The 15,114-nt window shown below is 52.0% G+C and carries 16 protein-coding genes; all 16 read left to right on the top strand.

Going from position 1 to position 15,114, the window contains the following annotated elements:
• Positions 1-318 precede the first annotated feature (318 nt).
• Positions 319-819, top strand: coding sequence for a flagellar basal body protein FliL (locus FP815_00585; protein MBA3013437.1), 501 nt, complete (start codon positions 319-321; stop codon positions 817-819).
• Positions 820-844: 25 nt separating this feature from the next.
• Entirely contained in the window at positions 845-1,834 is a 990-nt protein-coding gene (gene fliM / locus FP815_00580) for a flagellar motor switch protein FliM (GenBank protein ID MBA3013436.1), read from the top strand.
• A gap of 36 nt (positions 1,835-1,870) precedes the next feature.
• Positions 1,871-2,251, top strand: coding sequence for a flagellar motor switch protein FliN (fliN, locus tag FP815_00575; protein MBA3013435.1), 381 nt, complete (start codon positions 1,871-1,873; stop codon positions 2,249-2,251).
• A gap of 2 nt (positions 2,252-2,253) precedes the next feature.
• The gene (fliO, locus tag FP815_00570) at positions 2,254-2,799 is read left to right on the top strand and encodes a flagellar biosynthetic protein FliO (GenBank protein ID MBA3013434.1); all 546 of its coding nucleotides are present in this window, start codon (positions 2,254-2,256) and stop codon (positions 2,797-2,799) included.
• Positions 2,796-3,641, top strand: coding sequence for a flagellar type III secretion system pore protein FliP (gene fliP / locus FP815_00565; protein MBA3013433.1), 846 nt, complete (start codon positions 2,796-2,798; stop codon positions 3,639-3,641). Before fliO ends, fliP begins: the two co-directional genes overlap by 4 nt.
• Before the next feature lies 1 nt (position 3,642).
• On the top strand, positions 3,643-3,912 hold the full coding sequence (gene fliQ / locus FP815_00560) for a flagellar biosynthesis protein FliQ (GenBank protein MBA3013432.1): 270 nt from the start codon (positions 3,643-3,645) through the stop codon (positions 3,910-3,912).
• A 164-nt stretch (positions 3,913-4,076) separates the two neighbouring features.
• The gene (fliR, locus tag FP815_00555) at positions 4,077-4,868 is read left to right on the top strand and encodes a flagellar biosynthetic protein FliR (protein MBA3013431.1); all 792 of its coding nucleotides are present in this window, start codon (positions 4,077-4,079) and stop codon (positions 4,866-4,868) included.
• Between the two features lie 3 nt (positions 4,869-4,871).
• Positions 4,872-5,945 carry a flagellar biosynthesis protein FlhB gene (flhB, locus tag FP815_00550; protein ID MBA3013430.1) on the top strand — a complete coding sequence of 358 codons (1,074 nt, stop codon included), beginning with the start codon at positions 4,872-4,874 and terminating at the stop codon, positions 5,943-5,945.
• 18 nt (positions 5,946-5,963) lie between these two features.
• On the top strand, positions 5,964-8,072 hold the full coding sequence (flhA, locus tag FP815_00545; protein MBA3013429.1) for a flagellar biosynthesis protein FlhA: 2,109 nt from the start codon (positions 5,964-5,966) through the stop codon (positions 8,070-8,072).
• Positions 8,073-8,244: 172 nt separating this feature from the next.
• Positions 8,245-9,474, top strand: a complete 1,230-nt coding sequence (gene flhF / locus FP815_00540; GenBank protein MBA3013428.1) for a flagellar biosynthesis protein FlhF — start codon at positions 8,245-8,247, stop codon at positions 9,472-9,474.
• A gap of 37 nt (positions 9,475-9,511) precedes the next feature.
• Complete coding sequence (locus FP815_00535) at positions 9,512-10,381, top strand: MinD/ParA family protein (protein ID MBA3013427.1); 870 nt, start codon at positions 9,512-9,514, stop codon at positions 10,379-10,381.
• Positions 10,382-10,582: 201 nt separating this feature from the next.
• Positions 10,583-11,362 carry a FliA/WhiG family RNA polymerase sigma factor gene (locus FP815_00530; protein ID MBA3013426.1) on the top strand — a complete coding sequence of 260 codons (780 nt, stop codon included), beginning with the start codon at positions 10,583-10,585 and terminating at the stop codon, positions 11,360-11,362.
• A 331-nt stretch (positions 11,363-11,693) separates the two neighbouring features.
• Complete coding sequence (locus FP815_00525) at positions 11,694-12,071, top strand: response regulator (GenBank protein MBA3013425.1); 378 nt, start codon at positions 11,694-11,696, stop codon at positions 12,069-12,071.
• A gap of 8 nt (positions 12,072-12,079) precedes the next feature.
• Positions 12,080-12,928: a hypothetical protein gene (locus FP815_00520; protein MBA3013424.1), complete on the top strand. Its 849-nt coding sequence runs from the start codon at positions 12,080-12,082 to the stop codon at positions 12,926-12,928.
• Positions 12,929-13,207: 279 nt separating this feature from the next.
• The gene (locus tag FP815_00515; GenBank protein ID MBA3013423.1) at positions 13,208-13,819 is read left to right on the top strand and encodes a PEP-CTERM sorting domain-containing protein; all 612 of its coding nucleotides are present in this window, start codon (positions 13,208-13,210) and stop codon (positions 13,817-13,819) included.
• A gap of 183 nt (positions 13,820-14,002) precedes the next feature.
• The coding region (locus FP815_00510) for a hypothetical protein (GenBank protein MBA3013422.1) at positions 14,003-15,114 on the top strand (1,112 nt) is incomplete at its 3' end.

Here is a 15,114-nt window from a genome sequence, read left to right as displayed (position 1 = left end):
GTAACTGTTCAGCAGTGCCGCAGATGCTAGGCATCGGCCTGCGATGTGTGCTTTTCGCACATGAGCAGGCCGATAACAACGCAGATGTGGCACTGCTGGACAGTTACATTTTCTTAATAATTTCACTCGAACACGGTGGTCTTTCGCGTTACACTGACCGCTCAACACCACACCCCATCCTGCCCATGCAAATGGCACAACTTTTGCAAATAACAACCGGCACACTCCGTCGCCCACAGATGCTCACTCTCCACCAGACGGATTCGTAGACAGGAAGGCCACCCCCCACTGATAACCTCATCACCCCGGAGAAACCTCATGGCCACTGACGATGCCAAAGATACAGGCACAGAAGAAAAACCAAAGAAAAAAGGACTGTTATTTATTATCATCGGCGTCCTTCTCGTAGTCATTGGCGGTGGCGGTTTTTTTGCCTACACCAAATTCCTTGCCCCCAAACCCGCTGTCACCGAAGATGTCAGCATGGAGGAAGCAAAAAAGAAACTCGCCGAGCAAGAAGGAGAGATGTTCGAATTGGAACCCTTTGTGGTCAACCTCTCCGACCCCAAGGCCAAACGTTTTTTAAAACTCAAGGTTACCCTGGAGCTTGAATCACTCGAAGCTAAAACCAAGGCCGAAAAATTGGTGCCAAAGATGCGAGATATGGTCATCATGATGCTGACCAGCCTCTCCTTTGAGGAGGTAATGACTCCGGAGGGCAAAATCAGAATTCGAGACGAACTTCTTGAACGGTTCAACCTGATCCTGCGACCAGAACGAGTCAGAAACATCTTTTTCACTGATTTCGTAATCCAGTAAACACCCACCTCGATCAGGACTTTCCATGGAACAAATACTAAGTCAAGACGAGGTCGATGCCCTATTAAAGGGGATCTCAGGCGGAGATATCGATGAACCAGATGACTCGGTTATCGAAGAGAGCCTCGCCCTCTCTAGCTACGACTTCACCCGACAGCAAGGCATCACTCCGATCAGGATGCCCGCCTTGGACGTCATCAACGACGCCTTCCTCAGGACCATGCGAACATCGCTGGCCAACAGTCTGCGTCGGGTTATCGACATTGTCGCCGTGCCGACGGAACTGGAACGGTTCGGGGCCTTTGTTCGCACCCTGCCAGTGCCCAGCAGTCTGCAGATCTTTAAAATGGACCCCTTCCGCGGCAACGCCCTGTTTGTCCTGGAACCAAAGCTCGTCTTTGCCTTGGTAGAGACCTTCCTCGGTGGCTCAGGGACTCGCAATGTCCGAATCGAAGGTCGTGATTTCACCTCCATCGAACAACGCCTGATCCAACGGGTTATCAATATTCTACTCTCCGACATGGAAAAGGCCTGGTATTTCCTGCACCCGATCCAAGTGCAATTCATCCGAAGTGAGATCAACCCTCAGTTCGCCAAAATCTGCGAACCGGATGACGTCGTGCTGATCAACCGCTACGAGGTGGACATGGACCGGGCAGTAGGCAGTATCACCTGCTGCATTCCTCTATCCAACCTGGAATCGGTCAAGAGCAAGCTCACCACCGCCTTCCAGCGAGAACAGAGCGAAGAGGATCTCCTGCTGACCAGGAACCTGGAGGAAAACATCAAAAACATGCCAGTCGAGATCAAGGTTGAATTGGGGAAGGCCTCCATCCCAGCAGGCGATATCATCGAACTACAAAAAGGTGATATCATCCAGCTCGACCGCCGAAAAGACGACCTGTTACCCTGCTACCTGGCAGGAGTCCGCAAATTCATGGGTACCCCCGGCATCCGCCGCGGCAATAAGGCCTTCCTGATAAAACGGAAAGTCTTTGATCGAGAACGAGAATAAAACAAGACCTATCAGGTCGTTATAAGGAGTGCAACAATGGCAGACGATCCAACAAAAAATGATTCCGGTGACGACTGGGCAGCAGCCATGAGTGGTCAGAACGGGTCCACTCCCAGCTTTTCGGAATTAGGGGCTGGGGCCATCGACGATGAAGGGAACAGGAATCTCGACTTTCTGCTCGATATCCCCTTAGAGGTTACGGCAGAACTGGGTCGAACCAAAATGATCATCAATGACATGCTCCAGCTCACCCAAGGTTCTGTAATCGAACTTTCGAAGAACGCAGGAGAGACGGTTGATATCTACGTCAACAACAAGCTGCTCGGCAAGGGAGAGGTTATCGTGGTCAACGACCGTTTCGGCGTTAGAATCACTGAAATCATCAGCCAGGCCGAACGAGTAAGGAACATGGCATAACCGTGGCAAAAAAAGCAGACACAAGAGTTTTAGCGGCTCCTGCGACGTTCCTTTTTACGACCTGGCACCTCGTCAGCGCGACTGGAACCTGCCTGGCTGCTGAATCATCCGGCGGAGCCCCCCTCTTGTCCGCAGAGACCTCCTCGCTGCTCTCTGCCATAATTAAAGTTTCGGGCTCACTCCTGGTCGTCGTCGGCATCATGCTGGTTCTTCTCTATGCCATCAAGCGGACCGGCCTTGGCACAGGACTTGGCCGGGGCAGTTCGGCGATTACCATCCTTGAAACCCGAATGGTGGCGCCCAAAAAGTATATCGCCATCGTCGATGTAGCCGGCCATTGCCTCGCCCTCGGCATCACCGATCACAATATCAACCTCCTCTCCGACTTAGGCCCGGAGACCAAGGCTGCGCTCACCAGCAGGCCAGTCACTGCCAACCCAGGATTTGCCGGACTTTTAAAAAAAACAATCCGGGCGCAGCAGACCACCACAATACAGGGTGATAGCGACACCGAGCCCACGCCCCATACCAAGCAGGAATCGCCATGAGCATCAGGACAAAGTCCTCCTCTCTCCAGCAGTGGCCAACAACTGACCCGAAGGTTATCCAGCTGAGTTGGATCTGCCCCCCAAGGTCTCCGCGGTTACAAGGTATCGCAGCGCTCATCACACTTCTTGCCGTCACCAGTAATCCCGACATTGCCTCAGCGCTCCAACTCCCCACCATGCAAATTGGACTCGGCGAGACCACCAACCCCAAGCAGGTCTCGGTGCTGGTCGAAATCCTGTTGGTCTTCACCATCTTATCAATGGCTCCAGCCATCCTAATGATGATGACCCCCTTCACCCGGCTGATCATCGCCCTCTCGTTTTTAAAGAAAGCTCTGGGGACTCAGACAACCCCACCCAACCAGACTCTGGTCGGACTCGCCTTGTTCCTGACCTTATTCATCATGGCCCCGGTTTTCAAACAGATGAACGAAACCGCCATCAAGCCCTACCTAGATGAGAAGATCTCCTTGGAGATTGCTATGGAACAAGGCATAAAACCTCTTCGAGCCTTCATGTTCAAGCAGACCAGAGAGAAGGATCTCGCCCTGTTTCTGTCCCTGGCCAAGCTTGAAAAACCTCAAAACAAAGACGAAGTGCCAACCACCATCCTGGTGCCAGCCTTCATGATCAGTGAGCTGAAAACCTCGTTTGAGATCGGATTCGTCCTCTTTCTGCCCTTTCTGGTCATCGACATGGTGGTGTCCAGCGTCCTTTTAGCCATGGGCATGATGATGCTGCCGCCGGTAATGATCTCCATGCCATTCAAACTCCTTCTCTTTGTGATGGTGGACGGCTGGAACCTGATCGTCGGCTCCCTGATTCACAGTTACGGAGTCTGAAATGACTGCGCTTGAAGCCATCAATCTCGGACAAGATGCCGTCTACATCTCTTTGTTACTGTCCGCGCCGCCGCTCCTGGTAGGCCTGATTGTAGGTCTTGCTATCGCCATCTTTCAAGCCACTACCCAAATCCAGGAGATGACCATCACCTTTGTCCCCAAGATTGTAGCAGTCATGTTCTCCCTGCTGTTCTTCGCCTCATGGATGATGATCAAGCTCACCGATTATACCCAGGATCTGCTGCTAAGGCTGCCTGACATGATTCGATAACAGAAAAAATCGAATTAATCTGGAACAATAGAGTATAAACTACAAACAACAGAGATCAATGAAACGCAGAGGCAATACTCTCTATGCAGAAGGCTGCCTTAAGCCTTCTGCATACGCTCCAAAGTACTAAACTACCTAACCTTAATAACATTGAACTTCCATTCATGCCAGAAACCGCCCTTCTCCACTGGACCCTGGACCACATCCTGACCCTGCTGGTGATCATGACCCGGGTCGGACCCCTGGTCTTCCTGATGCCGATCATCGGTTCAGGCAGCGTTCCGCCTCAGGTCAAGGCCCTGTTCACCCTGGCCCTATCCTTGATCCTGCTGCCGGTAGTTTCGGTTTCTTCCAGCCTCCTGCCCACCACCACGCTAGGCTTTGCCGTTTTTGTTCTCATTGAGGTCACCTTCGGCGGCATCCTCGGCTTCTTCGCCCGCCTGATCTTCGACGCCACTGATTTGGCCGGACAGATGGTCAGCATCTCCATGGGCATGGGCATGGCAGGAACCATGGACCCGGAAAACGGCGCCCAGGTCTCGTTGGTCGGCACCCTGTGGAATATTGTGGCAATCCTGATCTTCCTCGCCATCAATGGTCACCACCTCTTTTTCCGAACTCTGGTGGAGAGTTTCACATATGTCTCTCCCGGCACCATCCATCTCGATCAAGCTACCCTAAAAGGCATCACTCAAGGAATTACCCACATGTTCGTGCTTGGCATCCAGATCATGGCCCCGGCCGCCGTTGCCCTCTTTCTGTCTCATGTGGCCATGGGAATCATCGCCAAGACCGTACCCCAAGTCCCAATCATGCTCGTTGCCATGCCCATGAATATCGGCATTGGCTTCCTCTTCGTCGGGCTGTCAATGATCTACCTGCTCCCCTTGATGATCAAAAATTTCGGGGCCATGGGACAAAACCTGACTAAACTCGCCGTCGGCATGGGAGGATAGGATATGGCAGACGAGTCCAGCGGCCAGGAAAAAACCGAATCCCCCACCTCGCGCCGCCTGCAAGAGGCAAGAAATAAAGGCGATATCGCCAAAAGCATTGAAGTGCCTTCGGCAGCAGTGCTGCTGGTCAGCCTGATGACCATTTACGTCAGCCGTCACTTCATCATGCAAAACCTTTCGCAGATGACACGCCACTATCTCGCAGCCTCCGACACCATCCGCCTATCTTCAGCCACATTTACGGCCTTGGTCAAAGAAACCATGCTTCATATGGCCTTGGTTTCCGCGCCAGTGCTGGGGGCCGTATTCCTGACTGCATTGATTGCCAACTATGCCCAGGTCGGCGTCATTTTCACCGCAGAAAAGATCACCCCGGACCTGCAGAAAATCGACCCCATCTCCGGCTTTGCCCGCAAGTTCTCGATGCAAGCCCTGGCCGATCTGATTAAATCATTGCTGAAAATCGGACTGATCGGCTATGTTGCCTTTGCCGAGACCTATGAGGCGCTACCCGAATTCATGCCGCTGATGGACAAGGAACCTTACCAGATCATGGCCTTTGCCAGTGAAACCGCCTTCTGGATTTTCTTAAAATGCGCCTTGGTCATCGCGCTCCTCGCCATCCTCGACTACACCTTCCAACGCTGGCAATTCATGAAGAAGATGAAAATGACCAAACAGGAGGTTAAAGAGGAGGCCAAGAGCACCGAAGGTGACCCCCAGGTCAAGGGCCGCATCCGCGCCATTCAGATGCAGATGGCCCGCCAGAGAATGATGACCGAAGTCCCCAAGGCTGATGTGGTCATCACCAACCCCACCCGGCTGGCCATTGCCCTACGCTACGAGCCACAAACCATGGCGGCACCGCTCGTGGTAGCCAAAGGGGCAGGAGCAATTGCCGCAAGAATTCGAGAGATCGCCGGTGAAAACGGAGTGCCACTGATTGAAAACAAGCCCTTAGCCCAAGCCCTGTTCAAAATGGCAGAGATTAACAAACCGATCCCGGAAGACCTCTTCCAGGCAGTAGCCGAAGTACTGGCATATGTATTCGGCACCAGAAAGAAAAAAGCGGCATAAAGCAGTCCCATAAAACTCATGGCAGAACCAACCGAAACAAAAAGCGGAATCCAGGCCATTAATCTGGATGCCTCCAGCATGGTAGTCGCCTTTGGCGTAGTTGCCATCCTGATGGTAATGATCGTGCCGCTGCCTACTTTTTTGCTCGATCTGCTGCTGTCGATCAGCATCACCATGGGCCTGGTCATCCTATTGATGGCGATGTACAATACCAATCCCCTGGACTTTTCATCATTCCCATCCATCCTGCTGATCTCCACCCTCTACCGACTCTCCCTTAACTTAGCCTCGACCCGCCTCATCCTGCTCCACGGCCATGAGGGAGAAGGCGCGGTGGGAGAGGTCATCAACTCCTTCGGCAATTTCGTAGTCAGCGGCAACTACACGGTGGGACTGATCATCTTTCTGATCATGGTCCTGATCAACTTCATCGTTATCACCAAAGGGTCGGGCCGAATCGCTGAAGTGGCCGCCCGCTTCACCCTCGACGCCATGCCCGGCAAACAGATGGCCATTGACGCCGACTTAAACGCCGGCCTGATCGACGAAGAGGTGGCAAAAAAACGCCGGGCGATGATCTCCCAAGAGGCGGAATTCTACGGAGCCATGGACGGTTCGGCTAAATTCGTTCGCGGAGAGGCCATCGCCAGCATTATTATCATGGTCATCAATATCCTGGGCGGTCTGTTTGTCGGCGCCGTGCTCCAAGGGATGAATATCTTCCAAGCGTTGGAAACGTATACCATGCTCACCATCGGCGATGGCTTGGTTTCCCAAATCCCATCACTGATCATCTCCACCGCCGCTGGCATCATCGTCAGCAGGGCCGCCTCGGACATGAGCATGGGAGCCGAATTCGCCAAGCAGTTCGGCCTGCAACCCCAGGCTCTGGCTGTCTCAGCCGTCATCATCGGCATTTTTGGTTTGGTGCCAGGACTACCCCACGCCTCATTTCTGATTCTGGCAGCCCTGATGGGGGCAATTGCCTACTTCACCTTCCAACAGAAAGCCCTGGTCGAGGCCACCACAAAAGAAGAAGAGAAGAAAGCGGCAGTGGCCCCGCTCCCCGGCTCGCCAGAAACGGTCGAAGCCCTGCTGGCCTTGGACACGCTGCAACTTGAAGTGGGCTACGGGCTCATCCCCTTAGTCGATGAATCCCAAAAAGGAGACCTTCTCGAACGAATCCGAGGCATCCGCCGGCAATTCGCCATGGATATGGGCATGGTGATCCCCTCACTCCACGTCCGCGACAATCTGCAGATCAACCCGGACGAGTATATCCTGCTGCTGAAAGGGGTCGAGATCGCCCGTGGAGAAGTGATGATGGGCTACCAACTGGCCATGGACTCAGGTTCTGCCAAACGCCAGATTGACGGCATCCCCACCAAGGAGCCCGCCTTTGGCCTACCGGCCTTGTGGATTACCGACAACATGAAGGACGAAGCTCAACTGGCAGGCTACACCGTGGTCGATCCCTCTACCGTTATCGCCACCCATCTGACCGAAATCCTGCGCTCGCACGCCGACGAACTCCTTGGCCGCCAGGACACCCAGAAGCTGCTGGACAACCTGGCCAAGACCCACCCTAAAATCGTTGAAGAACTAATACCTGGCGCCCTGCCCTTAGGCTCACTGCAAAAGGTCCTGCAAAACCTGCTCCGAGAACGGGTCTCTATCCGCGATCTGCTGACCATCACCGAGACATTGGCCGATTATGCGCCCATGACCAAAGACACCTCAATCCTGACTGAGTACGTGCGCCAGAAACTGGCCAGATCCATCGTCAGCGCACTCACTGACGACGATGGCAAGCTGTCGGTTCTGACCCTTGCCCATAAAGTTGAAGATTTCATCCGCGAATCGATCCAGAAAACCGACCAGGGGGTTTACCTGAACCTGGAACCAAACCTGGCCCAGCGGATAATCGAAGGGGCACAATCCCTAGTGGAAAAGGTTACCAATGACGGCTATCAACCCATTATCCTCTGCACACCCGTAATTCGTCGCCACCTGCGCCACCTGCTTGAACGTTTCATGCCCCAGGTCATTATTCTCTCCAACAACGAACTTTCCGGCCAAATCCAGATTCGTTCGCTCGGCACCATTGAGGTCAATCCAAAGCAATGACCCCTGAGACCAACACATATGACTCTATGCAATTCACAGCCGAAGGGCAGGCCTTTGACACAAATCAGCTCACAGCTGACTCCTTGGATTTATCTGTGAATAATCATGAGCGACAAGCACCGATGATTCCAACCCGTTTCCTCATAACCTACCGAGTGACTTGCCCAAAGCCATGCGCATAAAACGATTCGAAGCCAGAGATACCCAATCCGCCATGGACATGGTCAAGCGTGAACTAGGAGAAGACGCCATCATCCTGGCCACCCGTTCCCTTGCCCCGGAAACAAAAGGCGGCAGATCCCGGATTGAAGTCGTAGCCGCCATGGATTACGATCTCGACGAAATCGAAGCAATGGCGGAAGAGAAGCCTTCTTCCGCTTCCACTCAAGCCTATGGATACAAAACAGTCCGTCGCTCGTCCCCGGCAGAGATCCCCATCAAACCTACGACCAAAACCCCGGTTGCAGCAGTAAAAGAAACAAATCATCCCCACCTGGAATCACATGACCTGCGACTGCGATTCGCTGATCTGCTGAAACAGGGTGGGGCTCAGGACAAACAACCTGCTGTCCGTTACCGACAAACCCCTTCCCAGATAAAGGCATCAAAAACTCCACTGCCCCAACTTGATCCAGTTAAAGTCAGGGAATGGCGAGATGAACTCATCGATAAGATTCAGATAAGCGACCCTGAGGGGAGACTTCGGATAAGCGACCCTGAGGGGAGACTTCCGGCAAGCGACCAAGAAGTGGCTCCAGATCACGCGCCAAGGATAATCGCCCTGGTTGGCGCTACCGGAGTGGGAAAAACCACCACCGCCGCCAAACTGGCTGCCTGGCACAGTCTCAGGCAGGGCCTGCGGGTAACACTCCTGTCCATGGATTGCTACCGGATTGGCGCCACTGACCAACTACGTACTTACGCCAAAATCATGCGCCTGCCCTGCGAGATTGTTCTTCGCCAGCAGGACTTGACCAAGGCCCTGGAACGTCACCACGATAAAGACATAATCATTATCGATACAGCAGGTAAAAGTCCCTATGACCAGACCCACATCCAAGAACTCCAGGCCTGGTTTTCCCCATGCCCCAGCATCATGCCCTACCTGGTCTTAAGTGCAACCGCAAAGAAAGAGGACCTCCAAGCCATCGTTGACGCCTACAGCCCATTATCCACAGCAGGTCTCATTTTGACCAAACTGGACGAAACCAGGGCCTACGCCGCCATCTGTCAACAAGTAGTGGCCTCAAAGCTACCGATCTCGTTCCTGTCAACAGGTCAGCGAGTCCCGGAAGACTTTCTCGCCGCTTCCAAGAATCTCCTGGACACCCTATTCAAGGACGGATGGGCCGCCGCCGAACCGTTTCTGACTGCCAGATCCAGGCACTACCTGGCTAACTAAGCTGCATCACCACCAGCTACCAACAAGGAAGACCCCTATGACCCAAGCCGACACCTTAGAGAAGTTGATGCGCCGCACCATGCCCCACCCAACTGCTGTCATCGGTGGCCCTCAGCCACGGGTAATCTGTATCACCAGCGGCAAAGGCGGCGTCGGCAAGAGCAACCTGACCACCAATCTGGCCTACTCTCTGGCTAAAAGAGGAAAAAAGGTCCTTGTCCTTGATGCTGACCTGAATCTGGCCAATGTCGACATCCTCTTGGGCCTTACCCCCAAATACAATCTGCATCATATGTTCTCCGGGGAAAAAACGTTAAAGGAAGTGATGATTACTGGCCCTGCTGGTATTTTGATTCTACCGGGCAGTTCAGGAATCATGGAACTGGCAAATCTCACAGAGGCTCAAAAACTCTATTTTCTCTCCGAGATGGAGGAGTTAAATCAAAAGCTCGACATCATGCTGATCGACACAGCAGCCGGCATCAACGCCAATGTAGTCTATTTCAATCTAGCGGCCCAAGAGCGGATCGTCCTCCTCACCCCGGAACCGACCTCGCTCACCGATGCATACGCATTGATCAAAGTCCTCTCTACCCGCCACGATGTCAAACGCTTTTCTATCGTCGTCAACCAGGCCGCCTCAGAAAGAGAGGCTCTGGCTGTCTTCCGCCAGCTAAGCCTGGTCTGCGACCAATTTCTTGGGACACTTTCTCTGGACTTCCTGGGCCATATTCCCTATGATAAGAAGTTGATAACTGCGGTCAGAAACCAACGGCTGGTCTCTGAACTCTTTCCCGATACCCCAGCCAGCCGAATGTTTGCCAAAATCGCCCAGCAGCTGTCCGAAACCCAGCCTGTAGCTACAACCGATGGCAACATCAAATTTTTCTGGCCTCAGTTCTCATAAAAGCGGTTAGCGGTTAACAGTGAGCAGTGAGCAGTGAGCAGTGAGCGGTGAGTGATGCCTATCAGAGGCTAAGCACACACTGACAGGCATCATGCGATGGTTAATGACTGACCATAAATCTTTCAACTGTAAACCGATAACCGATAACTGTTAACTGTTAACCTATCTTACCAACAACAATTCGGCAACTTTGACTACCCCATGCCCAAGCCGCACCCACAAAAATTTAAGGATTATACCCGAGCCTATTTTAATGGCTCAGGCCAACTCACCGCTGAAAAACGTGACGAGTTGATTCTCACATATACCCCGCTCATCAAGTATATCGCCACCCGCCTCGCCTCAAGGTTGCCTACCAACATCTCCCTTGACGACCTGATCAGCTCGGGCATAATCGGCCTCATCGACTCCATCGACAAATTTGACATCACCAAAAACGTCCAATTCAAGACCTACGCCGAATTCCGGATCAAAGGGGCCATGCTCGACGAACTCAGGTCCTTGGACTGGGTTCCCCGCTCGGTGCGAGGAAAAATCCACCAACTGGAACACGCCACCTCCACCATGGAACAAAAGCTAGGGAGGTCAGCCACGGACGAGGAGATGGCTCAGACCATGAACATCTCCCTTGATGAATTCCACAAGCTCCTTGACGAGACAAAATCAATATCCTTCATGGACATTGACCTTTTAACGCAGAACTCAACAGATCTACGGGGTTCAAACTTCTCGGATTTCATGGAACAAGACAGTCTCGACCCCTTCTTGGCTCTCAGCTTTTCACAAATCCGTGACCTTGTGGCCCAAGCTGTCAGCGAGTTAAGCCACAAAGAACAGCTCGTCATCTCTCTTTACTATTTCGAAGAACTAACCATGAAAGAAATCGGCCTGGTCCTGGACTACACCGAATCCCGCATCTCTCAGATGCACAGCAAGGCAGTCCTCCGCCTGCGGAGCAAACTCAAAAAAAACTTTTCCTAACCCAAACAGCGCCGTGACTCTCACACTTCACAGTTAATTCTCCCATTACCCAGGTTCAGTCTTATCGCTGCAATGCAGCAGATCAGACTTTTCGGAGTCTCACAGGCCACTTATCTATTTAGTAGCCATCCCGATTCAACCTGATCAACCATGAGCAAGATCATTCACCGCCAACTGTTAACCGCAAATCGAGAACCTAAGCAGTTACAAAATTTCGTTGATTTTGCCACCGGTTTCTTTATATGATGTGTTGAGTTTAGATGATAAGTGTCAACGCTAACACTTCATCCGAACAATCAATGTCGAGAATCCCAGGACCTGAGGAAAGAGAATGCCTGATAGCAACATTAAAGTACTAGTCGTTGATGACTTTGCCACTATGCGGAGGATTGTAAAAAATATCCTTACCCAACTTGGCTACAAAAATATCATCGAAGCTGACGACGGCACCACAGCCATGAATATCCTCAAACAAGAAAAGATCGATATGATCATTTCTGACTGGAACATGCCCAAAATGACCGGACTTGAACTCTTAAAAAATGTTCGGGCCAACCCCGAATGGACAAAGATCCCCTTCATCATGGTCACCGCCGAAGCCCAACAGGACAACATCATCCTGGCCGTAAAGGCCAAGGTCAGCCAGTATATCGTCAAGCCGTTCACCGCCGACACCTTAGGTGAAAAAATCAATAAAGTCTTAAGCTGACTATCACAATGGCAGACGAACCGAGGAAAGAATCCCAAGACCCCGATGCCTACAACATATTCAACAGCGACATCGGTGACGATTGGGGGGAGGCCTTTGAAGCCGAAGATTTCATGGCCCCCTCCCAAGAGGATGCCAGCGCTGAATTTTTTCTACCCGAAGAAACTGTTGTCGGGGTGCAACCAAGCAAAACCCAACCATTAACAGAGCCTGCACCAGCCACTGCCCGGGTCAAAACGGACCGGCTTTCCGCTCTCCTCCTGGGCCACTCTCTCTTCGCTCGATTCCGAACACTCCCGCTATCACTTCGCATCGCCTCAGTCGCCACCCCAATCCTGGTCGTCATGGCTCTGACTCTCTTCCTCCCCAAGACGACCACCACCCTTCAACAAACCGAAAACCAACCCACAACTTCAGCGCCAGTCCAACACGCCCACAAACCAACCCCGCCACCCGCGGAAGACCCAACAAAACACCAAAGCGAAAGCGCAAAACCCCTGCAAGAGAAGTCTCTTGTTGCCTCCGAAACAACGGAAAAACGAGAAATCCTTAAAAAATGGCCTTTCCCAGCGGTCATCATCCAGGCCAAGACCAACCAGGACCAAGAGATCACCATCCTCTCCACCGACCTGACCTTGGTCCTCAAAGTTCACCCCGAGGTCATGCCACCATCGGCAAAAAATCCCTTGATCCGTGAAATGATCTACCAGTTCTACTCCAACCAACCAGCAGACGATCTCCGCCGCTTCACCCTGGAACGGGGAGAGATGACCCGCAAACTGCACGCCTGGATTACAAAGCAATGGCCCGGCCTACCCCTCGAATCGGTCAACGTCGACCGCTACCAACTGCTGTAAACGTCTTTCTCTCCCCCAAAAAACTATCTTCCGGAAAAACGAACAAAATATTCGCCCCCCCGTACTTTCCTACCCCAACAATACGAACACACCCGCATAATTAACGAAATTATTCGTTTTAATATCAGAACATTGGAGTACCAAACCAAAAAATAACAACCAATGGCACATTTTATGCTTAAAAAATTGCTGCTGTTTTTTTGGGGAGAAATTAGACATTCCCCATAAGCCCGTCCACAACTAACACAACCGCGGCATAAGTCCGCCGAATGCACTAAAATGAAAAATTCACTCAACAAGGAGATATCCATGACCACCAACACCCGATCTAAAAAAATCTACAGAACCCTTGCAACCTTGGCTGTCGCCGCAGTTTTCACCAGTGTGCCGATGGCGGCCGAAGCTACGCCGACTTATTTGGATATTTCCTCATACAATATCACCGTGGCTAACCCGACCTCTGGAAATCATATATTTACTGGTAATGCTTGGCAATATATCACCGTTTTGGGTGGCGTTGGCACCCCTATTACTGAGACATTTCTTTTAACTTATAACGAAACAACCGATAGTGGAACTTTTTCAATCGGAACCCTATTGTCTGGTGACATCGAAGACCTCGACCTCAACGAAACATTCATCAATACTGCAGGCGCATGGGGAGCTGGGGATATGTTTCAATTCTCAGTCATCAATGCCACTGGCACTCTTAATAGCGGGCAACTATGGTCCGGTGACATCACCATTGATCTGGGTGCTGGAAACGGCGATGGCGTCTCTAACACAATCGTCAATGCCCCGGTTCCGGAACCGGCCACCATATCCCTAATGCTCCTCGGCGGAAGCGCTTTAGTTGGTCTTCGCCGCCGTCGCAAAACTCACATCTCCTGATACCTTCCTTTTTTTGACTTACCGATGATCGTGACGGCAATTTTTGTCGTCACGATCATTAATGAATCTACCTCCAATCACACGCTTAAATGCTTGACGAGATCACTGTATCTTTTGAGATAACAATCGATCATACATTCCCGTCCAGCTAGACAATGCAACCTTCTCAAGCCTGAGGAAGCCATGAACACCAGGATATTTTCACGAACTGCACGACACAATTTGGCAACTATTCTATTCACCCTAACTTCGTGGTTCCTGGCAACCAGCGCGTCTGCTGCTCTCCTCAGCCTTCCGCATGCCCCCACATCACCCAGCTTGACTTTTGGGCCAACTAGTTCCGTCATTTACACCTTCGGCAACTCGGTCTTCGTGGAATCAGCATCCCCGATCGCCATCCAAAAAGACTCGAGCGACTTGCCCCACTTTATCAACCCGACCGGTAGCTCATCCTCCGAAACCTTTATGATTTCCATTAATGTCGACAACACAGGGAAGCTTATCGGTGGCGACGGTGGTGACGACCTGCTGATCATCGGAGAAGTAGACCTGGATGGCAACGGCTCCATCGATGCGGCCGGCACACTGTTGACCGGTGAAATCATCCAGTTTGGTTTCCAAAACGTTACTTCTACAGATCGCTTTGACTTCCGTTTCCGCGTCACCGGAGGAAAACTTGCCGATCTTGGCATCTACAAACCAGGGATTGACGACCTTTATGTCTATACTACAAGTGAAACATCAACCTTCACCGGCAGTTTTGCTACAGATTTTTCCGGTCAAGCCAAAGGCTATGTCTGGGCGACGCCCACCACCGCCATCGGTGATCTCATCTGGCACGACGAAAACGGCAACGGCATTCAAGACGACGGCGAAGCCGGAATGCCTGACGTTCCAGTGAAACTCCAAGACTGTAATAGCAACACCATTACCACCACTACAACTAATAGCAATGGACACTATCTCTTCTCAGGACTTCTTCCCGGCAACTACCAGACGCTGATCATAGCTCCGGCTGAATATACGATTTCTCCGCTTGACCAAGGTGGTGACGATTACAAAGACAGCGACACCGACCCCACCACAAGCCTCTCCCCTTGCACACCTCTTGCCTCAGGTGAGCAAAATCTTACCGTCGATGCCGGACTCTACCTTCCCGCATCTATCGGCGACTTCGTCTGGAACGATCTCAACCATGACGGCGTGCAGGATATCGGCGAAAACGGTCTCGACAACTGGACCGTCAATATCACCGGACCAAACGGCTTCACCGGCACAACCCAGACCAGCAACGG

Source organism: Desulfobulbaceae bacterium, assembly GCA_013792005.1.
Taxonomy (GTDB): Bacteria; Desulfobacterota; Desulfobulbia; order Desulfobulbales; family VMSU01; genus VMSU01.
This window is presented reverse-complemented; position numbering and strand designations above follow the sequence as displayed.